At 42.8% G+C, this 21,913-nt stretch carries 21 protein-coding genes; 15 read left to right on the top strand and 6 right to left on the bottom strand.

Annotated elements, in window-relative coordinates:
• The first annotated feature begins 6 nt into the window (after positions 1–6).
• Positions 7–339, top strand: coding sequence for a YnfA family protein (locus tag AOT82_RS13780; RefSeq protein WP_071001695.1), 333 nt, complete (start codon positions 7–9; stop codon positions 337–339).
• A gap of 74 nt (positions 340–413) precedes the next feature.
• On the opposite strand, the gene AOT82_RS13915 is transcribed toward AOT82_RS13780, so the two are convergent.
• On the bottom strand, positions 414–551 hold the full coding sequence (locus AOT82_RS13915) for a hypothetical protein (RefSeq protein WP_197496715.1): 138 nt from the start codon (positions 549–551) through the stop codon (positions 414–416).
• Positions 552–893: 342 nt separating this feature from the next.
• Between AOT82_RS13915 and AOT82_RS02630 the strand changes: the two genes are divergently transcribed.
• The 11 genes from AOT82_RS02630 (at position 894) to radA (ending at position 11,610) form a co-directional block, all read left to right on the top strand.
• On the top strand, positions 894–1,514 hold the full coding sequence (locus AOT82_RS02630) for a 6-pyruvoyl trahydropterin synthase family protein (protein WP_071001693.1): 621 nt from the start codon (positions 894–896) through the stop codon (positions 1,512–1,514).
• Positions 1,514–2,044, top strand: a complete 531-nt coding sequence (gene tsaE / locus AOT82_RS02625; RefSeq protein ID WP_071001691.1) for a tRNA (adenosine(37)-N6)-threonylcarbamoyltransferase complex ATPase subunit type 1 TsaE — start codon at positions 1,514–1,516, stop codon at positions 2,042–2,044. The genes AOT82_RS02630 and tsaE overlap by 1 nt, the downstream gene beginning before the upstream one ends.
• Positions 2,045–2,085: 41 nt before the next feature.
• A complete protein-coding gene (gene mutL / locus AOT82_RS02620) occupies positions 2,086–3,822 on the top strand; it encodes a DNA mismatch repair endonuclease MutL (RefSeq protein WP_071001690.1) in 1,737 nt (578 codons plus the stop codon).
• A 52-nt stretch (positions 3,823–3,874) separates the two neighbouring features.
• Entirely contained in the window at positions 3,875–5,038 is a 1,164-nt protein-coding gene (miaA, locus tag AOT82_RS02615) for a tRNA (adenosine(37)-N6)-dimethylallyltransferase MiaA (protein ID WP_071001689.1), read from the top strand.
• Between the two features lie 417 nt (positions 5,039–5,455).
• A complete protein-coding gene (gene hfq, locus AOT82_RS02610; protein ID WP_071001687.1) occupies positions 5,456–5,986 on the top strand; it encodes an RNA chaperone Hfq in 531 nt (176 codons plus the stop codon).
• 221 nt (positions 5,987–6,207) lie between these two features.
• Positions 6,208–7,200 carry a KpsF/GutQ family sugar-phosphate isomerase gene (locus AOT82_RS02605; RefSeq protein WP_071001686.1) on the top strand — a complete coding sequence of 331 codons (993 nt, stop codon included), beginning with the start codon at positions 6,208–6,210 and terminating at the stop codon, positions 7,198–7,200.
• A gap of 76 nt (positions 7,201–7,276) precedes the next feature.
• A complete protein-coding gene (locus AOT82_RS02600; protein ID WP_071001685.1) occupies positions 7,277–7,843 on the top strand; it encodes a KdsC family phosphatase in 567 nt (188 codons plus the stop codon).
• Positions 7,840–8,424: an LPS export ABC transporter periplasmic protein LptC gene (gene lptC / locus AOT82_RS02595; protein ID WP_058024069.1), complete on the top strand. Its 585-nt coding sequence runs from the start codon at positions 7,840–7,842 to the stop codon at positions 8,422–8,424. The genes AOT82_RS02600 and lptC overlap by 4 nt, the downstream gene beginning before the upstream one ends.
• Positions 8,425–8,577: 153 nt before the next feature.
• Positions 8,578–9,060, top strand: coding sequence for a lipopolysaccharide transport periplasmic protein LptA (gene lptA, locus AOT82_RS02590; protein WP_223334273.1), 483 nt, complete (start codon positions 8,578–8,580; stop codon positions 9,058–9,060).
• Positions 9,061–9,126: 66 nt separating this feature from the next.
• Positions 9,127–9,906, top strand: coding sequence for an LPS export ABC transporter ATP-binding protein (lptB, locus tag AOT82_RS02585; protein ID WP_071001684.1), 780 nt, complete (start codon positions 9,127–9,129; stop codon positions 9,904–9,906).
• Between the two features lie 267 nt (positions 9,907–10,173).
• Entirely contained in the window at positions 10,174–11,610 is a 1,437-nt protein-coding gene (radA, locus tag AOT82_RS02580; RefSeq protein WP_071001683.1) for a DNA repair protein RadA, read from the top strand.
• Positions 11,611–11,699: 89 nt separating this feature from the next.
• Here the strand turns inward: radA and AOT82_RS02575 are convergent, their stop codons facing one another.
• Together AOT82_RS02575 and rodA are read right to left on the bottom strand one after the other, a co-directional pair.
• Positions 11,700–12,314 carry a septal ring lytic transglycosylase RlpA family protein gene (locus AOT82_RS02575; RefSeq protein ID WP_071001681.1) on the bottom strand — a complete coding sequence of 205 codons (615 nt, stop codon included), beginning with the start codon at positions 12,312–12,314 and terminating at the stop codon, positions 11,700–11,702.
• Positions 12,315–13,223: 909 nt separating this feature from the next.
• Positions 13,224–14,366: a rod shape-determining protein RodA gene (gene rodA, locus AOT82_RS02570; protein ID WP_071001679.1), complete on the bottom strand. Its 1,143-nt coding sequence runs from the start codon at positions 14,364–14,366 to the stop codon at positions 13,224–13,226.
• 348 nt (positions 14,367–14,714) lie between these two features.
• Here rodA and AOT82_RS02565 point away from each other — a divergent pair, with 348 nt between their 5' ends.
• Positions 14,715–15,617: a D-Ala-D-Ala carboxypeptidase family metallohydrolase gene (locus AOT82_RS02565; protein WP_227517174.1), complete on the top strand. Its 903-nt coding sequence runs from the start codon at positions 14,715–14,717 to the stop codon at positions 15,615–15,617.
• A gap of 398 nt (positions 15,618–16,015) precedes the next feature.
• Positions 16,016–16,609, top strand: coding sequence for a hypothetical protein (locus AOT82_RS02560; protein WP_143007420.1), 594 nt, complete (start codon positions 16,016–16,018; stop codon positions 16,607–16,609).
• A gap of 132 nt (positions 16,610–16,741) precedes the next feature.
• On the opposite strand, the gene AOT82_RS02555 is transcribed toward AOT82_RS02560, so the two are convergent.
• The 3 genes from AOT82_RS02555 to AOT82_RS13775 all read right to left on the bottom strand — a co-directional run bounded on the left by AOT82_RS02555 (position 16,742) and on the right by AOT82_RS13775 (position 20,101).
• Positions 16,742–18,184, bottom strand: coding sequence for a M16 family metallopeptidase (locus AOT82_RS02555; RefSeq protein ID WP_227517173.1), 1,443 nt, complete (start codon positions 18,182–18,184; stop codon positions 16,742–16,744).
• 200 nt (positions 18,185–18,384) lie between these two features.
• Complete coding sequence (locus tag AOT82_RS02550) at positions 18,385–19,884, bottom strand: M16 family metallopeptidase (RefSeq protein WP_392397109.1); 1,500 nt, start codon at positions 19,882–19,884, stop codon at positions 18,385–18,387.
• 64 nt (positions 19,885–19,948) lie between these two features.
• On the bottom strand, positions 19,949–20,101 hold the full coding sequence (locus AOT82_RS13775) for a hypothetical protein (protein WP_156770952.1): 153 nt from the start codon (positions 20,099–20,101) through the stop codon (positions 19,949–19,951).
• Positions 20,102–20,525: 424 nt separating this feature from the next.
• Between AOT82_RS13775 and ftsY the strand changes: the two genes are divergently transcribed.
• Positions 20,526–21,896 (top strand): signal recognition particle-docking protein FtsY, encoded by a 1,371-nt coding sequence (ftsY, locus tag AOT82_RS02545; protein ID WP_071001672.1) that lies wholly within the window; start codon positions 20,526–20,528, stop codon positions 21,894–21,896.
• Positions 21,897–21,913 lie beyond the last annotated feature (17 nt).

The raw sequence follows: 21,913 nt of genomic DNA, 5'->3' as shown, positions 1-21,913 counted from the left end.
GTAAGTTTGACAGAATTAAAAACCGTTGGGCTTTTTGCGCTGACCGCATTGGCTGAGATTGCAGGGTGTTATTTGCCTTATCTATGGTTACGAGAAGATAAATCTATCTGGCTATTAATACCTGGCGCGCTGAGTTTGATCGCGTTTGTCTGGCTGCTGTCATTACATCCGACTGCTGCAGGTAGGGTCTATGCGGCCTATGGTGGCGTATATATTTGTATGGCGATTTTATGGTTATGGACGGTCAATGGGATACGACCAACCATGTGGGACATAGTGGGCTCAGTAGTTGCACTATTAGGAATGGCGGTTATTATGTTTGCGCCGCGCAGTGCCTAAAAAAAACGAGTGGCCAACTCAAAAAAACGCCAATCAAACCACTAGGTCAGATTGGCATATTGATACGAGAAATATTAATGTTTACCTAAGATGCTACCATTGTCGTCTTTTTTCGCCGCTTTCTTTTCTTTTGCTGTCAAAAGTGGTTTCTTTTTGACATTCTTCTTACTGTCTTGACTTTGCTCATGGTAATTCCTTTGTAGATAACGCATACAACCAGCTAAGCCAATTGGGCTGACTTAAGGTAAGTATGGTGACGACTAACATAGTCGCTTACTAAATCGAGTATAGGCTTAAGCATTAGTAATAGATAGTACTCGCACAATTCAATTCGCCTACGATTCAGTTCTCTTGCTTCTTTCCTTTAGCGAAATCATTGCTTTAGCCAAGTTATGCGCTAATCGATTCGTTCAATTAATCATGGTATTCATAAGTGCTTACTTACGGATACATGGCGATTTGCTATAATTAGCCATAAACCGATTCATAAACGCGGCAAACTCTTATTTATTAACATTTAGCACCATCGTGCTCACTGTTTTGGTCAAATTATTATGCGTATACGTAAACTATTCAAATTTGAAAACGCTCACATCGTTCGCAACTGTAGCTCTGAGCGTTGCAAGCACTCCATCCATGGTCACAGCTATCAGATTGAGCTGATTTTAGAAGCCACCCGTCTAGACCATGGGCAAATGGTTTATGACTTTGGGCTGCTAAAATCTTCGATCAAAGACATTATCGACAGCTTTGATCATGCGATTTGTTTTTGGAACAAAGACGATCCTGAATATGTCGCAGCGTGTAAGAAATTTAGCGCACGTTGGATCAGTCTGCCAGTCTCACCATCGGCAGAACAGTTTTCACGGGTGATTTTCTTTTGGGCGCAAGAAATACTGCGACAGACGCAAATGCAAAATGGTGAGGCGGATGTCAGTGTGTATTCAGTGATTGCTCATGAAACCGCGACGGGTTACGCGCAGTGTTTCGCCGATGATGTGGCAAACGAGCAAATGGGTAAGCTGGTTTTAGAGGATTTCGAATTTAGTGAACAAGTTCGTGCTGAGTGGACGGACTCTGAGCTATACGCCAAGCTGATTCGCGGTGAAAGCTTCACCAACCCAACGGTGACTATGCAGGTACAGCCAGAGCAAGCACAGGCAGGTTCAGACTGATGCATAATGATCAATCAATAGAAAACAGTGACAGCGTGCAAACTTTGATACTGAACTCTGAGCAAGATACACAGTTATTGGCTAAGCAACTGGCAGCATTGCCGCTGACGGGTAGTGTGTGGCTGGCAGGGGATTTGGGTGCAGGTAAAACCACTTTAACGCGTTACTGGTTGCATGCTCTCGGTCATACTGGAGCGGTAAAAAGCCCAACGTATACCTTGGTTGAGCCTTATAGCATTGAACAAAACAATGGCACGACTAAGCCAGTTTATCATGCAGATTTATATCGTCTCCAAGATCCAGAAGAGCTGTCTTTTATTGGCTTTGATGAGTATTTAGATGAGCCTGAAGCGCTCGTTATCATTGAATGGGCGAGCCGTGCTGATGGTTATCTACCGATGCCAACTTTGTTTATCGATATTACGCAAGTTGAAAACGATGATAAAGGTAATGAAGCACGCCAAGTGCACTTAAGAGTATCAAAAGCAGGCCAAGCGCAAGGTCTGGATTTATCAAAATTTAATATCTAAATCACACCACTTGCCATTCTTTTAAAATATGACATCTATCAATGCCAGATAATCACCCCAACACCCGTATCAAAAAACTATCGCCGCTGCTGATTAATCAACTAGCAGCAGGTGAGGTCGTGACACGTCCAGCAGCGGTCGTCAAAGAGCTGCTCGAAAATGCCATTGATGCAGGTGCCACCAATATTGAGGTACGTATTACTCAAGGTGGTATGGGCATGATTGAAGTGGTGGATAACGGTGTGGGTATTCATCCTGATGATATGGTGATGGCGATTACTCGTCATGCGACTAGCAAAGTCGCTGATGTTGCGAACTTGCACGGCATTACGACGCTCGGTTTTCGCGGTGAAGCATTGGCAGCGATGGCGGCTGTCTCTCGTTTGACCTTGACGAGTAGCCATGATGAGAGTGGTATAGGCCGTCAACTACAGGTGGCTGGAGTATTAGATGATACACCGAAGCTCACACCAGTCGTGCATAATCGCGGCACCACAGTCACGATTAAAGATTTGTATTTTAATGTGCCTGCTAGGCGCGGCAATCTAAAGTCTATCGCTACTGAATTTGCTCATATTGAAACCATCGTCCGTGAGGTTGCACTGGCGCGAGCTGATGTCGCACTGACACTTTTTCATGACAATAAAAAGCGGTTATCATTGTCTGCAAATGCTACAAACGTTAACGATAATGATGCTAACCGTCTACCGTTACCGCGTCTCGAGCAAGCGACTGGTATGCCATTAACGGACAATGCGCTAGCAGTATCGATAGATTTATCGAGTCTTGTGCAGTCGTCTGTAGCGTACGGCGCTAGCACAGTTGATCAGGCAGCAATCAGTGGCTGGTTATGGCCGATGACTGATGAGCAGATAGCATTGCCAAAGCTGATCTATGTGAATGGTCGCTTGGTAAAAGAGGCGTTGATCAGTAACCAAATGCGTCAACTGGCTCAGAGCGTACAGCTAGCAGGTATGGGGTATGCGCTTTATTTTGAGTTGCCAACCCAGTGGCTCAATGTCAATGTGCATCCATCGAAGCAGCGTATCAAAATCAGTCCGCTAAACAATATCATGGCTCACTTAAGCCATACGATTCGTTCACAGCTAAAAATAGTCAATGCTACGCCAAAGGTTGCTAGCCCCGATAATCCAGAAGTGTCAAAAAAAGACGTCTCTGTAGATAATTTGTCTGACACACATTTGCCCAATGATATGCCTATAGATCACACAAGACAGAGCAGACAAGTGCAAGCTCCTAGGCAGTCATATCAATCTGCTTCAAGCAAATCATTTTCACATAAGTCGCCAGCTAAAGAATCAACACCATCTTATGTCGATGAGCCGTTACAGCAAAGTCGCCATACTTCGTATCGTTCATCCGAAGCGCCTACAGTTTCATCCTTACCAATCTGCTTGGATATTATTAATGATGCAGAGGCTCTTGTTATCGATTCAACCGCAACTGATAAAAACCTACCTTGGCTCTTATTTCATCATCAAGGGCAATGTCTATTAATAAGTACTAAAGACTGGCAGTCAAAGGTAAGCCAGTTGTTTGAATCATCTATATTTAGCAATAAGGTATTTAATAAAGATAAAATGTCAAACAGTGCTATGGAGATCAATCAACAGCTTACAACAGCAAGCTCGCAAATGACTGCACAAGACTCAGCAGTTTTTGTCGCAGATCTCGCTGATATACTGACAAGAAATGCGATCAAAATCTTAGACAGTCATCGTTTAGTCACACTAATGTTATCTTCTACATCCGAATAAATATCAAGCTGACTACTATTTTAGTCAACTACATATTGAGAAAGGCAATTCTATGCAATATTCGTCTGATAGCGTCTCTACTAATCTGCCTGATAATAGTGTCGTGTGTCTGATGGCGCCCACTGCCAGCGGAAAAACAGCATTGGCATATGAGCTATATGACACAGGGAGATATGAGCTTGTTTCGGTAGATTCAGCGCTGATATATCGTGATATGAATATTGGTACCGCAAAACCAACAGCAGATGAGTTAACGCGTTATCCGCATCATTTGGTTGATATTATTGATCCCATGCAAAGCTATAGCGTCGCTGAGTTTGTTGGTGATGTAGCACGTCTTATTGATGAGTGTCATGAGCGCAAAAAGATACCGCTGTTAGTAGGCGGCACTATGATGTACTACATGGCGCTACTCGATGGCCTGTCTTCAGTGCCTGATAGCGATGACAGCGTACGTGCACGCGTAGAACAATGGCGTCAAGAGGAAGGTATCAGTGCTTTATATGATTATCTTGGCAATGTTGACCCGATAAGCCATCAGCGTTTGAATGCGACGGATACTCAGCGCATTACTCGGGCAATTGAGGTTTATTTGCAGACAGATAGGCCCATAAGCGACTGGCAGCGTGAGCCAAAACAAGCTTTGGCCCATCATTCAGAACAGCAGTGGCATGCATTGTCAGTGATACCAGACCGCCCGTGGTTACATGCGCGTATCGAACAGCGCCTTGATATCATGTGGCAAGAAGGGTTAGTGGCAGAGGTTGTTGGCTTACTTGAGAAGTACCCGCTGACCCCTAATATGCCGTCGATGCGCTGTGTGGGTTATCGCCAAGTATTGGAATATCTCGTTCGTACGCAGCATCCAGTATTGGATAAAACCCATTTGGACAAAGCCCAATTTTATGAAGCCTTCGCAGACTCTAAAAGCCTAATGGCCATAAATAAGATACAAGGCGAGGGCGTTTACACAAATGCTCAGCCAGATGTATCCTATGCTGAGACCGAAGCGCTTGCTTGTCAGGAAATGCAAAATAAGGCATTATATGCCACAAGGCAGCTGGCAAAGCGTCAGTACACATGGTTGCGAAAAGTAATACAGCTCCCTAATGCTTCTTCAGCATTGGCAATGGGATCTGATAGTACTGCTACTAATAACACCATAGTACTAAAAACATTTGCGAAGATGGAGCAGGCAAGAAATTATCTGTATTGAAAAGATGTTTCTTGCTTTTTACTTTATAAGAATCAAACTTAATGTGGATTATTTTCGTAGAAAGCTCTATTCATAGATGAAAGCATAATCACAATTAGTTTCAAAAATTAGCATAGATAGCTGTTATAATTTAAATTATCTGAAAATGCAGTAGGAAGCGAATATAACTGCTTCGATAATAAGCATTAGTCGACATTTATAGATAAAATAATTAGTGAAACAAGTAGTTACTTAATTATTTACAATAATAACGTATTCGCGATAAAGTGGAATAACTTAAGAACAATGAATATTTATTTAGATACGTTTTATAAAGAAAACATATTATTGTATCTACCTTTTAGCCACTATAATTAAATTGACACTTAGAATAATTGGCACTCAAAACATAACTATATAATATTTAGGAGAGATTTCATGTCAAAAGGACAAACTTTACAAGATCCATTCTTGAATTCGCTGCGCAAAGATCGCATTCCTGTCTCTATTTTTTTGGTTAACGGTATCAAGCTGCAGGGCCAAATTGAATCGTTCGATCAATATGTTGTACTCCTCAAAAATACAGTTAGTCAGATGGTATATAAACACGCCATCTCAACCGTAGTGCCAGCTCGTAACCCGCGTAGTAGTACAACTACTACAGGTACTGGCGCTCAACCTCAAGGCTTAGCGCAAACTGGCTATCAAGGTGGTGGCTTTGAGCGTGGCAGCAATCCTGCTGCGGGCGGTTTTGAAGAGCGTGGTTTCGTCTCTAGTCGTAGTGGATTTAATCGCGGAGGGTTTAGTCAAGGTCAAGAACGTGGCTTTGAGCGTGGTAGCTTTGGACAAGGTCAGGAACGCGGTTTTGAGCGCGGCGGCTTTGGACAGGATCGTGGTTTTGATGCATCGACAGACGGTACGGGCTTTGAAGAAAAGCCGGACAACGGATCGAATGATACCAATAGTTAATTAGCTGCACGCATTGAGTGTATTATCCAACTATACATTAAAAGACATGATTTATACGATTAAGACCTGCTAACATAGTGGGTTTTTTTTTATATAAATAAGCAGATAGTTACTGTAAAAAATAATGGCTGTCTCCATTATATAAATGGTAGGCCATTATTAATATGAAACAGAGTATAGTAAAATACTAGGTTGATTCATTATAAAAATAGAGCAGATCCATGAGCGATACTACAACTGATTTGACCCATGAGCAATTTATCACAACGGCTATTGACGCGATTAATACTGAGATATCTGCATTAGCATTGTTGACAGAGCAGATAGATGACAGGTTTGCACAAGCATGTGACGTTATTTTGGCTTGTCAGGGTCGAGTGGTAGTAACGGGCATGGGTAAATCAGGATTGATTGGACGTAAAATAGCAGCGACTTTTGCCTCGACGGGTACGCCTGCTTTTTTTATGCATCCTGGTGAGGCAGGTCATGGCGATTTGGGCATGCTGGTCAAAGGTGATGTACTGCTTGCTATCTCGAACTCTGGTGAATCCGATGAGATTAAGATGCTACTGCCAGTGGTCAAACGCTTACACATCCCTCTAATTAGTATCAGCCGAGATAAACGCGGTATGCTGCCACGAGCGGCTGATATTGTTTTGACCCTTGGCCACTCACAAGAGGCTTGTCCGCTCAATCTTGCCCCTACATCGAGTACAACGGCTACCTTAGCGTTAGGGGATGCTCTAGCGGTCGCCTTGGTACATGCTCGTAACTTCACTTCTGAGGACTTTGCATTATCGCATCCAGCGGGCGCATTAGGTCGTCAACTATTGACGCGTGTCGAAGATTTAATGCATACCAAGTCAGAAGACTTACCCTTGATTCACCAACAAGCACCGCTACAGCAAGCACTATTTACGATGTCTGCTGGACGCTTAGGGATGACCGTGGTGACGGATGATAGTGATAAAGTCGTTGGCGTATTTACAGATGGTGACTTACGCCGTGGTCTTGAAAAAGGTATTGATCTACAAACGCCGATGAATGAGGTAATGGTCAGTAACCCACGCCATATCAGTAAAACAATGCGCGCATCGGATGCCTTGAGTGTCATGAATGAAAATGGTATCAGTCAATTACTAATTATTGATGATGAAGATCGTTTAGAAGCAGTCATCACGGTTCATGATCTATTACAAGCTGGTGTAAAGTAATTCATTAATAGTTGATAGAACGATTGGTTTTTCATATAAAATAGTTAGAAAAATATTCGTCAAAAAGAGACAAATAATGCAAGATTTAATAAAAAAAGCCGGACAAGTAAAGCTATTGATCATGGATGTCGATGGGATTTTATCTAATGGTCAAATTATCTACGACGCAAATGGTATCGAAACCAAAGCGTTTTCAGTACAGGATGGCGTCGGTGTTAAGTCTCTAGCGCGTTATGGCATTTTAACTGCTATTATTACTGGGCGTAGCAGCGCTATGGTTGATAAACGTGCAACAGAAATGGGTGTCAATCATGTGGTACAAGGACGGGATGATAAGCTCATTGCACTAAAAGAGTTATTATCGTCTCTTGACCCTGCGCTCAATATTACTGCTGCCGACTGCGCTTATATGGGTGATGACTTGCCAGATATTAAAGCGATGCAAACGGTAGGGTTTGCAGCAACCGTACCCAATGCACACGCGGAAGTCATAAAACGCAGTGATATGGTCACCACTCGAGCAGGTGGTACCGGCGCAGTACGTGAAGTATGTGATCTCATCTTAAAGGGGTACGGACATTATCAAGACTTTATTGCACATTATACGCTTGATGAAACTCAAGCTCAGGATGAACTGTCGTGAATACACGTGTTCTCATTATATTAGCGTTGATTATTGCTGGTATTGCGGGCTGGTTTTTCCAGCAACAAGGGGATGTGTCGCCACCAGTCAATATCGAGACGACAGATGTCGATTATGAAGCCACTGATATCAAAGCAGTTCAGACAAATGAGCAAGGTGAAACTGAGTATGAACTTACTGCTGAGTCTTTAACGCATAATCCTGAGACCAATCAGGATGAGATGTCAGGCATCACGATGAATTGGGAGCCGTCAACAGAGCAGCGCTACCGTATTCAAGCAGGTAGTGCAGCCATCAGTCAGCAAACAGGGGAGTTGAGCTTATCAGGTGGCTTTACACTGGTTAGCGAAGGTAATAAAGAGGCGTCTGATATTGAGCCAATCAAAGTGACTGGTAGTACCCTAAAAGGCAATACAAAGTCTGGTCAAGTGTATAGCGATGAGCCCGTCAAAATTGAACAAGGGATGAATCGTTTTGAAGCATCCAGCATGACTGCCAATCTGGAAACGGGTGAATATGAGTTTGGGCAAGTTGCTGTCGCTTTTACGCCCGCTGATCGTCAAGACAAAGCATTATTTTAAACTAGCGTTTTCTACTACATTAAAACAGCAGCCATCATGAAGTTTGCAAATCCTATCAACAATTATGAAACGAGTTATTATATGAAATCTAAATTTTTGCCTACTTTATGCGCATCAATCTGCTCACATAAGCTACGTGTTGTTCCAACGTTTATGTTGTTAGCCCTACCATTGTATGGCCATGCACTGCCATCAGATGCCAATCAGCAAATCAAACTGCTAGCGGACAAGGCCACTTATAGTGAGCGTACTGGCGTCACTAGTTACTCAGGTAATGTCATTATTACTCAAGGCACTTTTAAAATGACTGCGGACAATATCACAGTCAATCTCTCGCAGCAGCGCAGCATTAATTCAGCGGTAGCGACGGGTCGTCCAGCAACTATGCAGCAGGTTGTGACGCAAGAAAAAGGCTTGGCAAAAGGTCAGGCAAATAAGATTGATTATAACGCGGTATCTGGCATTATCACTCTAACAGGAAATGCCAAGCTGGTTCAGAATGGGGCAAGTTTTGCCGGTAATGTTATTCGTTATAGTCTAAAAGCAGGTGATGTAGAAGCGACCGCTGGTGGTAATCAGCGAGTAGAGTTGGTATTTCCACCAAATAATAATACCAACCAAAGTGGCGTTCGCTAACCTAGCCAACCAAAGCATGAATAGGTTTTTGGTAGTATACGAATATCGTGAAAGCAAGAGTAAGCTATGAGTGACAATAAAAATATAGATTCTTCAGTATCAAATAGCAATACGGCGCCTGTCGCTCGCTTGACTATGCAAAATTTGGGTAAACGTTACGGCAAGCGCTGGGTAGTCAAAGATGTCTCGTTTTCTGTTGAGCAAGGCCAAGTTGTTGGACTGCTAGGCCCGAATGGTGCTGGTAAAACGACCAGTTTTTACATGGTGGTGGGACTGGTCAATATGGATAAGGGCCGTGTCACTCTAGGAAAAATGGATCTGTCTAAATACGCTATGCACGAGCGTGCTCGTGCTGGTATTGGTTATTTGCCGCAAGAAGCGTCGATTTTCCGTAAATTATCTATCGAAGACAATATATTGGCGATTTTGCAGACTCGTACAGAATTAAGTAAAGCTGAGCAGCAGCAAGAGCTTGAAAAGCTGATTGGCGAATTTCATTTAGAACATGTACGTACCTCACTTGGAATGAGTGTGTCAGGCGGCGAGCGTCGTCGCTGTGAAATTGCTCGTGCGCTAGCGGCGGATCCTAAATTTATCTTATTGGATGAGCCATTTGCCGGTGTAGACCCCATTTCTGTTGGCGATATCAAGGATGTTGTTTTGACACTGAAAAATCGTGGTATTGGTGTCTTAATCACTGATCACAATGTTCGTGATACGTTAGCCATCTGTGAAAAGGCTTATATTGTTTCAGAAGGGGCTATCATTGCCGAAGGTACTTCATCGGAAGTCTTAGAAAATGATCTGGTCAAATCTGTTTACTTAGGTAAAGACTTTCAAGTATAGCCCGCTGTGCTAAATCATTTTTTACTCATATTCTTATCTACACGAACTGCTGATTTTAGCATTGCAACTAACTGATAAAGCCAGCAGTCAACATTTTCATTATATTTAGAATAACCTACGCTTAACGCTCTCCCTTCTATCAGATACAGCTTTCGATACTCACAACTGGCTGATCGCGACAAACACTCTTACATTCCTACTCATCAAAGAGCGTACGATATTTTATTCATTATTCTCGACTAATCATCTGGATAAGGCTCATCATTTATGGCAAAAAATAAAAGCAGTTATGTCTGTCAGAATTGCGGCGCGCATTTTGGCAAATGGGCAGGGCAGTGTACAGATTGCGGCGAATGGAATAGCTTGGTAGAAGCGCCAAATGTCAGTATGCCGCATCACAATAAAAATACCGCCAAGCCTAATGCCGGCCGATCCACTTCTCGTAGTACTGCTGCACCAGTTGGTAACTACTCTGGCACTCACAGCGCAGTTATGCCACTTAACGCAGTCAGTGTGACGCTAGACACACGCTTGCCAACAGGCATTAGCGAGTTTGATCGTGTGCTGGGTGGCGGATTGGTAGCTGGTTCTGTCGTACTAATCGGTGGTGACCCGGGTATTGGTAAGTCAACCATATTGTTGCAGACAGCGACTAATATGGCACGTGCCGATTCTTTGGCAGGTAGCGCGCTTTATGTGACTGGCGAAGAGTCACTTGCACAAGTAGCTATGCGTGCCAAACGCTTAGATTTACCTGCTGATAGACTTCGCGTACTCGCAGAAACCAATGTAGAAACCATTTGTGCGGCCTTGACCCAAGAGCAGCCAGCCATCGCTATTATTGACTCTATCCAGACTATTTATACTGACGCCATCAATTCTGCACCAGGCGGCGTCAGTCAAATCAGAGAGTCTGCCGCGATCTTAACGCGCTATGCAAAGCAAACAGGTACAGCGCTATTTTTAGTGGGACATGTGACGAAAGAAGGCACTTTAGCAGGCCCACGTGTACTTGAGCATATGGTCGATACGGTATTGTATTTTGAAGGTCAGTCTGACTCACGTTTTCGGATGATTCGTGCAGTCAAAAACCGTTTTGGTGCGGTTAATGAGCTGGGTATTTTTGGCATGACTGACATGGGACTCAAAGAAGTTGCCAACCCATCAGCGATATTTTTGAGCCGTTATGATAAGCCCGTTGCTGGATCTGTTGTTATGGTTAGCCGTGAAGGGACTAGGCCATTACTGGTTGAGGTGCAAGCGTTGGTGGATGACTCCCAAGGACAGCCTAGACGCATGGCGTTGGGTTTGGACTTCCAGCGTTTGTCCATGCTACTAGCAGTGATGCATCGTCACGGTGGCATTCATACCAGTGGACAAGACGTCTATGTCAACGTTGTTGGTGGCGTCAAAGTCATAGAGACTGGATCTGATTTGGCAGTGTTGTTGGCATGTGCCTCAAGCATCAAAGAAAAGCCATTACCATCGTCATTAGCAGTGTTTGGTGAGGTCGGTTTATCTGGTGAAATCCGTCCAGTACCCAACGGTCAGGAGCGTTTAAAAGAAGCGATGAAGCATGGGTTCAAACATGCGATTATTCCAAAGGCCAATGCACCTGCTAAAGATGCGCCTCAATTTAAAGGAATCAATGTGATTGCTGTTGAACGTCTTGACGATGCCATCGAAAGTGCGTTTGAGTTATAACCAATCTTGAAAAGTATAAAAGATTTGATCAAAAAAGCCCCTAACTCATGATAAGTTAAGGGCTTTTTTATATGCTATAAGTTTTAAAACTAAGGTCCTGAAACACGCTCAATAGCGACATTACCGACACCTTTATTAGTGATACCTAGGCGCTTAGCTGCACCATACGATAAATCTAATACGCGGTTGCCATGGAATGGACCACGATCGTTCACTTTTACTACAACGCTCTTGCCATTCGTCTTGTTGGTCACTTTGACATAGCAGTTGAGTGGTAGTGAGCGATGTGCTGCCGTCAAACCATTCATATCAAAAGTTTCACCACTAGCAGTTTTTCGGCCATGAAACTTACGACCATACCAAGAGGCAAGACCAGTTTGCTTAAATTTACTAACAGAATTAGAGGCTACTGCGGTTAGACGCTCTAACACATCTTCATCATTAGTGACTTGAGTGGTATCACTCGCTAATAGTGAACTACTAAGTGCTAATGAAGTAGGCTGACGTGCTGATTTGACCAAACTTGATGCACCATCATGCTGACGGCTAAGCTCACCAAGTACACGATCGATATGGGAGGCGTTATCTTGTGAAATCATTGCAAGGGAGGTTTTTGCTTCTACAGCATTTACATTTGTAGCAACTGCAGAGCCAGCGAATAAAACTGCCGACATAGTAAGTAAACCAGATAAACGCTTATTCATAAATACCTCTATAACTTATACACCAAAACCTAACTCTAAATTTTTAGATTAAGTATGACAGCGTTAGACCAATCTAACAGTGAATCAAACTCTAGAATCTTTATATTAATCTATTGTTTTGATAGCGATTAATATTTAGGGCGAGACTCTTATAGGTTTCAATATATGGTAATTTTTCATTTTATGATCATAAGTAGCGGTAGTAATGACCGTAGTTACTTAGGAAATGCTTAAATGATAGTCAGTGATATTCATTGAGTACTTATTTTTAACTTGGAGAGTAAGTACCAATGTCACTATATGTCGTATCTATAAAACTTCCGATATACAAACTTTCTGATATTGCTAAAGTAATGAAGGGTTTAAAAGTTTTTGCGTGATGCTTTGTTATTAAACCGTTAATTAAGTAGTGTATTTGAAAGTCTGAAATCTACAAGATGCTAACTATACGACCAATCTACAACCAAAGTATAATTAAATGCAAATTTTGTTAGTGGCTATGTACGGGTTATGTATCAAAGTACAGTAAAACGAGGTTAACGCAATTTTTTGTAAAAAACAAGAAATAAAATATTTCAGCCCTGATTTACAATTCATTTTGGTTAAAAAAATCACTGTTAATGACAGTATGATACAAGTAATTAAATAACAATACTTTATGTCTCATGACAGCATTTTGATAGTCTGGTCATGACTGGGGGTTATGTAGTATCTATTAAAAGTAACAAAATATTAATAGTAGCAAAATCGCTGATACTTTGATTTAATCTAAACTTTGTTGTCATTAGTCATGCGAGAGTGCTTTATTTTATGCTCAGTGTTTTTGAGAGATATAAATGATGTGTGTTTGTCATATTTCAATGATAATTTACTGATGTTTTATATATAAGGTATTGTTTATCAGTGTTTTTAACCAGATTTGTGAGTGTGAATCGACATCAATAAGCCAAAACCTGCCATCAAAGTCACGATAGCGGTACCACCATAGCTGATGAAAGGAAGGGGTACGCCAACAACAGGTAAAATACCGCCAACCATACCGACATTGACGAATATATAAACGAAGAAAGACATGGCAATAGCGCCCGCAAGCAGCCTGCTATAAATGTCAGGATGGGTGAAAGCGATATACAAGGCACGCGACAAAAGGCAAAAGTAAATAAACATCAGCAGCATGACACCTAGTAAACCAAATTCTTCAGAGAAAGCTGCAATAATAAAGTCAGTATGACCTTCTGGTAAAAAATGCAGATGCGACTGTGTGCCTTCTAAATACCCTTTGCCAGTGAGACCACCTGACCCAATGGCTGTCTTTGACTGAATAATATTCCATCCAGCACCTTGTACATCGGCTTCAGGATTGAGTAAGGTTAGGACGCGCGTACGCTGATAATCATGCAACAAAAAGTTCCAAGCAAATGCAATAAAAGGTATCGCTAAAACCACAGCAGCAGAAATCAGACGCCAAGATAGGCCCGCCAAGAACAGCACAAAAATGCCACTAGCAGCGACTAAAAGCGAAGTGCCAAGATCAGGCTCTTTTGCAATCAGCAATACAGGAACGATAATCAATGCCAGAGTGATGGCAATACTGGACGGTGATGGCGGAAGATCACGCTTGGACAAAAACCAAGCACACATCATCGGCATACCAAGCTTCATAAACTCAGACGGCTGCACACTACCAAACCCAGGTAAGTTGATCCAGCGCTGAGCACCCATACGCACTTCACCAATGATATCAACCAATACCAATAATATAAGACCTAATACATAAAACACAGGCGTAAAGGTACGGTAAAGGCTTGGCGGTATTTGTGCCATCGCAAACATTACGGTGAATGCCACACCGTAACTTACCATCTGACGTATGACCATGCCGATGTCTTGACTGGCAGCACTATATAAAATCGTCAGGCCAATGCAGCAAACCGTTAACAAAAGCAAGGTCAACCACGGATCGATGTGAATACGTTGCCAGATCGTCGGTGCATGACCTTGGCCTAAGTGATGGCTCTGACGTGAAAAACGGTATTGCGGGTTAGAAGACATAGGCAAAGTTTGGCTAGCAGTTGGAGTAAAAGGGAGAGGTTCTCTAAGCTGTCTTATATAAAATATGTGATGAGTATTTGACGGTCTCTATTCTAATAGAAGCTCACGGACAAAAAAACAAGCAGATACTTAACATCTAGGCAATAAAGTCACGTAATTATAAAAGTGATAAGGATAAGTGTTAATTACGAATATCCTGCCTCAGATTAGAGGCGATAGTTTAGCCTGCTTGCTGAAAATTTGATAGTATCGATAAAACGTTTTTAGCGGTAGATTCCTGCAATGATAAAATCAAAAAACCATAACTATGGACAAATCCAGAAGCCTATTCTTGCACTGGTTGTTTGTATGAGTAGCATCAATGTTCATGCCGCTATTATAACTGATAGTAGTGAACGCCGTATCGAAGTGCGTCAAGGCAGTGGCGACACTAGCAATGCTTATATATCGCCTTCTAACAATGTCTCTAGTCAGCGCCCTGGTGTCACTATGTTAAGTGGCGCAAATGCATCAAATGGCGATAGTATGCAAAGCTTGATTGCACAAAAGCAGCGTGATTTTGAAATTGATGCCAGTCTGTCTATCGAGGAAAACAAACGCGTCAATGTGAATCAACGAAGACCGACTTATAATACAACTTACCGTAATAACAGCTACAGCACAACGAATAACACCTATAATAGTGCTAATAACGATCTTACGAGCATGGACTTTAATGCATGGCTCAACAGTAACAGTTACCGTGCTAGGCAAGTAGCCGAATATCAGCGCTATTTGAGCGCACGTGTGGGTGCACAAAATGTACCACCACTGTCTCAGCTACTTACCACCGCGCGCAGCTGGGACAAATGCGGTTATGAGCCTTATCAGCTGCCACCGCGAGAGTTGTGGGCCAATATCGTGCCAACACTACACCTCTATAGTGAGCTAAAAAATCAAGGCATTTTGCCTTTAAGTACTGAGATACGCTCGGTGTATCGTAGCCCTGGGCTGAACGACTGTGCTGGCGGTGCTGGCAGTAGCAAGCATATGAATGCAAGTGCCATGGATATTTGGGTGCCAGAGTACGAAGACAACCTATGGCGCCTCAGTACGATGCAGGATGGCTTGTGCCAGTTTTGGCAGTATCAAGGACAGTCTTACAACTTTGGCTTGGGTTTATATGCCACAGGTGCGATTCATCTCGATACCGATGGTTATCGTAAATGGGGTTTTAACCATACCAGTAGTAGCTCTTCTTGTCGCTATTAGATATAGTCAATCCTAAATAAAACAGATACATTATATATCAAGGTGGAACTGGTCTAAATTTTCCTTGCGTGCTGTGCCTACGCTGCTCGATGCTGCGAAAAATTTATCCCAGTCCCACTGTATCGTTTTTATACCGAATTCACTATAGCTAAGGGTTAACGCGTCATAAGCAAGCGCACACTCAAATTAGTGACAATAAAAAAACGAGAAACAGTATAATATCGCTTATAAATTTTACAGGTAAATGATTAATAGGATGAGCTGGCTAGACGCGCAAGTTCACTAAAAAATTGTTTGGAATTTAATATTTATGTTCTAATATGAATATTTCCATTTACTATCTTTATATCCTTATCACTCTTCAAGGAAGAAGATTATGGTTATTATAAGCGGGATTTATGACAAAGCAGCATTCAGCAGTTGCAAGATGCAGTAAATCGAATGAAAGGAAACAACGTTTTTTTCGCTCAAAATATATTTACACCACGTTAATAGGAATGGCATCATTTTCCATATTATTGGTGAGTGCCTGCAGTCCAGAACCCTATCCTGAAAACAGCTCGCTGGTGACAGATAAAGCTGCGCTAACACGTGATAGCATCGCACAAAATTCTGAAAACATTGAAGACAGTATTAGAAACTCTTATGCTCGTTTGGCCTCAGAGCGCGCTGATGTATGCCCAAAGTTGATAGAAGAACAGGGTAGTCAGGTTATTGAGCGTGTTGCAGAAGTAATGGTAAACGATTATTGTGACTATTTCCTATATCCTCGAGAAGGTCAGCATATTTCAGTCGCCACAAATAATCGCCAAATCGAAGCCTTACTTATAGTCCCCGCGCTACATAACTTTGCTAATGGTGGTTATAAGGTCATGTCTTACGACAAGCATATCATTCGACTGAGCTATAATGGTGCCACCTATAAGCCTCAAAACCTCAATTACGACATCGTAATGACCATTTCTGATAACTCTGATAAAGAGTATTCGTAGTCTTTTTTGATAGCACAAGTCAGTCACAAGATAATAAGCACATGAGTGATGAGTCGGGCATACTGAATCGCTCATCACTCACGCTATTTGTTATCTAACTGAGTGAATTTAACCTAGCTTATTTCCCTCTTGTTATTTGGTCGTTTTTGTCGTAGCTTCTATCCCCTTCCAAGGATCGTCTTGCCCAACTGTCACGATTAAAAAGTTATCCGGATTTAAGGTATCGCGCAGCGTTTTGTTGACCCCTGACAGCGTGACTTGATCAATACGGTTGACATAATCGGCCAAGTAAGTGTTTGGCAATTGATAGAAATTCATCATTCCTAACAACCCATTGATCCCTGCGTTACTTGCAAAACCCATCGGGAAGCTATTTTTGAGATTGTCTTTGGTCAGGCGTATCTCGTCCTGAGTGACTCCTTTTTCTAACGTGTCATCGATAACCGCTAAGCTTGCATCGATTGCCGCACGTGCTTTGTCATTGCGTGTTGAAAAACCAATCTGATAAGGCCCGCGTGCTAGCATCGGATTCATTGATCCTGAAATACCGTAGGTGTAGCCGAGGTTTTGTCTAATCTCAGTCATCAAACGGGCATTAAAGTCACCACCTGCCATTATCTCGTTACCAACCGCAAAATTGGTTTGCTGCTGCTGGGCTGTTGGATTGGTTGCACGTTTACTGCCTAATTGTCCCATCAATACGGTAGTTTGGGTACTTGGGAAGGGAATATGAATGTGCTGTGATTTAGTGAGAGGTTTAGGCTCAGGTAAATCAGCGGCAGCTTGACCAGCAGATAGTTTAGTCGTGATATCTTCAGCCAGTTTTTTCGCCTGTACCAAGGTCAGATTGCCTGTCATAGCGATAGAGGCATTTGCCGCCACTAAATACCGATTTTTAAAGTCTATCAGCTGTTGCTTCTGGATAGTTGGCACGCTCTCTAGCGTACCGACTGAGGGATGAGCGTAAGGATGACTGCCGTATAAAGCCTTATCAAAGGCAATACTGGCAAGACTGCCAGGGTCTTGTTTTTGCTGCTGTAAGCCAACGAGTAATCGTGACTTGTTACGTGCTAATACCTCGTCATTAAACGTAGGCTCACTCACCATTTGCGTCATCAAATCAACAGCTGGTAACAGGTGTTTATCGTCTGATAAGCTGCGTAGCGAAACAATGAACATATCCTTATAGGCACTACTGCCCAGATTGATGCCTAGTGTTTCAACAGCACGCGTGAACGCATCTTCATCTAAGCTTTTGGAGCCCTGCTCAAGCATCGTTGCGGTCATGTTGGCGATGCCAAAACCGTCTTTACTGATGCTGCCATCACGGGCACTACCAGCGTTAAAACGTATGTCCACATCGACGATCGGTAAGGCTGTGGTCTGAACGAACATGACAGGGACGCCAGCTTTGGTCTTAAACTCTTGAATCGTTGGCACTGTGACTTTTAAAGATTTGGCATCATCGATACTGGTAAGTTTAGATAAGGCTGCAATCGGCGCACTTGCATCAACAGCAGTAGGGGCTCGGTAATCTTCAGCGCCTGTAGTGTCGGCTTGGGCAGTATTAGCCAATATACTCAACGCAAAAACTATGCTGGTACTAAGGTATGATAGCTTTTTTAATGAGAGATTAGATGATGTAGAGGGCAAAGCATTACTCAAAGATTTTTGTCTTGCTTGAGAGTCATATTTATTCTGAATCATGATGTTCTTCTTATTAAGAATACGGTTATATCGTCGCTTTTATGGGACGTTCTGATAACAGGCAGTATTTATTGTGCTTTGGTAGTGTTCTCTTTTGGGGGCACAATATGCATCACCGTTAAGTTGTCCTTAACCAAATACTTCTTACTGGCAGCCTGAATGTCAGCGACACTGATACCATCTAGTTTGGTTGGTAACTTAGCAAGTAATCTGTCATCTAGCCCGATAGACTGTAGTGAGCCGATCATACGAGCTTGTCCTTCCATGCTGTCTTGTGCATATACTAGGCCAGTGACGGCATTGGTCTTGGCGCGACTGATTTCATCGGCAGCAATCGGGTCTTTTTTGAGTTTGTCTATCTCTGATATTATGGCTTGTTGCGCTTGTTCTAAACTGACACCTTCACGTGGTGTCGCTTGAATCATAAATAGTCCATCGCCGCGATCTAACAAATCGTAAGAAGTACCAACCGTGGTCAGTAGACCTTGCTCACGTATCAATCGACTCTCCAAGCGTGCAGATAGACCACCATCGAGTACGTCTTGAGCAAGCGAGAGGGCGTAAGCCTGTTTTTCATTGTTTGCGCCTGCTGTCACTAGGCTAGGTACGTTGTAACCCATTAGCAAAACGGGCACTTGCACCGCTTGCTCAGAGTCTACTTTTTGATAACCACGAAAGCCTTTTTGAGTGACAGCGTTACGCTTAGGTACGTTGCTTGGCGCGAGCTTACCGAAATATCGTTTGACTTGAGTGAGTACTTCTTGTGGTTGCACATCGCCGACGATGACTAAAGTAGCATTATTGGGTGCATACCATGTCTTGTACCAGTCTTTTAGATCCGAGAGTTTGATGGATTCTAGCTCACTCATGGGCCCAATGACAGATTCACCCTTTGGACTGTTAGGCAATGCTAGCAAACGAAAGGATTCGTAAGCTTTGGCAAGGGGATTGTCATCAGTACGCTGACGTCGCTCTTCCATGACGACTTGGTGCTCTTTGGCAAACTCTTTGTCATTGAAGGTGAGGTTTTTCATTCGATCTGCTTCAAGCTCTAACGCCAATGGCATACGATTGGCAGGAAATAGCTCGTAGTAGCCCGTATAATCATAGCTGGTAAAAGCATTGTTAACCCCGCCAAACTTGGCAATCAACCGCTCATAATCATCACTTGAAACATCAGGAGTGCCTTTAAACATCATATGCTCAAGTAAGTGAGAGATGCCGCCTTTATCCAGCGGCTCATCTGCCGAGCCCACCCGATACCAAATCTGGGTCATGGCGACGGGTGCACGGTGGTCTTCTTTTACGATGACTTTTAGGCCATTTTCTAACTGGTATTCATGTCGACCTGACATATCCATTGTCAACGCAGAGGGCTTTGCCTCATCAGTTGTTTTATTTTTACTAAATGCGCTTTGAGATGACCCATCTGTCGTGACCGTATTTTTTGTGGTGGTAGTCGTGCTAGAAGGTAATGCGGTGGTTTGACAGGCAGAAAATAATGTTGCCATCGTTAAAGCACATGCAATGCGTAATGGCGTAGTAGGTAGTGGTAAAGACAATGGCATGGTATGGTCTACTTATATAAAATAATGACTGAAGTGATGGACGTAATCATAGCAATACAATGCATCACAGTGATGTCTGTGTGCCAATCATGACACTAGCGGTCGGTCTGAACTCTTGCGTAGTATTGCAACCTGCCACAGATAATACAGTTGTCGTTAGCAAAATCGCCACACTGATATTGGCAATGCTTTTATAGTGTTTAGAGAGTGATGACATAAGCGTTTCCTAATAAGAATTTTTAGATGAGTCTTGGTAGAGTAGGCGAAGTCTTGCAAGGAACAAGTCAGAATTTTGTGTCCAAACCTTAAGCAAAACTCTCTCAAATCATTATGTGATTTTTTGAGCAGATAATTTTTGATGACAGTCTGCTATGGTAAGGGCTGAGCGCGACTTGAATTATGCTAAAATAGGCTAAAATCCATGGTCATGTCGCTGGCAAGCTTATGACAATCTAAAAATCCATTTACAATAAACAAACCCCACTCTCAACTTATTTTTCTAAGGTATTGGTTTACTTAGTTTTTAAAATTTCAGTTAAAACAATTAGAATTTTAAATTCTATAAAAATCAAAGGCCTACGATAAGTTGAGATTGGCGTAATAAACAAATAATTAATAGCGATAACTTTTAGGGCAAACTTATGAATAACCCAAACAATAGCAACCGTGTGGTCATCAACCTTGATGATGGTCTTGATGACTTAGATGACGATGATATTACCTTACCCAGTTTACCGGCGCAATCTGTACCCATTATTGATGAAACAGAGAGTGCTGCGCCACAAAGGGATAATACGGCAAATCCAGACGTCTCAAACAATCAGGCAGCAGAAAATATTGCTTTGGCCACGCCAATTGTTATGACAGAAGAGCATAACGTCCCTAAAGGTGCCTCTGAGAGCTTTTCGAGCGCTAAAGAGACAGGCACTACGAGCAAACCTAACACTGCGACAACCATTCCTGCCATGCCATTACAAGAGCAATTAGGCGATACACCAAGCGTGAGTCCAGTCGCTAGCAGTAATGTACAAGCGACTACGCCGCAAGAAACTGCTGAAGAGTCACCAGAAAATAAGAAAAAAGGCAGCTGGTTTAACCGTATGAAGACGGGGCTGAGTAAGTCACGTAAAAATTTGGCCGAAGGGATGGTCAGCATACTTATCGGTGGTAAAGAGATCGATGACGAGCTGTTAGAAGAGGTCGAAGATCAGCTATTGGTAGCCGATATCGGCGTCAACGCGACCAACCGTATCATCAAGAGCCTGACCGAGCAGACTGCTCGTGGCGACTTGATTTATGCCCATTCATTATATAAAGCCTTGCAAAGTGAGCTGGTTGATATCTTAACGCCAAAAGTTGAGCCGCTGGTGATTGATACCAGCAAAAAACCATTTGTTATCTTAGTTGTGGGCGTCAATGGTGTGGGCAAAACCACAACCATCGGTAAGCTTGCCAAGCGCTTACAAGGTGAGGGTAAATCAGTCATGCTCGCAGCAGGTGATACTTTTCGCGCGGCTGCCACCGAGCAGCTACAGATTTGGGGCGAGCGTAATCATATCCCAGTGGTGGCACAAGGTCATGGCTCTGATAGTGCTTCTGTCATTTTTGATGCGATGCAATCTGCCAAAGCAAAAAATATCGACGTACTCATAGCAGATACCGCTGGCCGTCTACAAAACAAGACGCATTTGATGGCAGAGTTAGAGAAAGTGGTGCGCGTGATGCGTAAAGCTGATCCAAGCGCTCCGCATGAAGGTATGATCGTACTCGATGCTGGCACGGGTCAAAATGCCATTAACCAAGTTGAGCTATTTAACAGGATTGTACCATTGACAGGTATCACCATTACGAAGCTAGATGGTACGGCAAAAGGTGGCGTGGTGTTTAACATTGCCGAAACGACAGACGTGCCTATCCGCTATATTGGTGTGGGTGAGTCGATTGATGACTTGCGCGCCTTTAGTCCGAAACAGTTTGTCGCCGCTTTGTTTGAGACAGATGACAAAGAATAAAAATAGCCAGTTTTATT

The organism is Psychrobacter sp. AntiMn-1 (genome assembly GCF_001854065.1).
GTDB lineage: Bacteria > Pseudomonadota > Gammaproteobacteria > Pseudomonadales > Moraxellaceae > Psychrobacter > Psychrobacter pacificensis.
The sequence above is the reverse complement of the archived record's forward strand: the minus strand, read 5'-3'. Positions and strand labels throughout refer to the sequence as shown.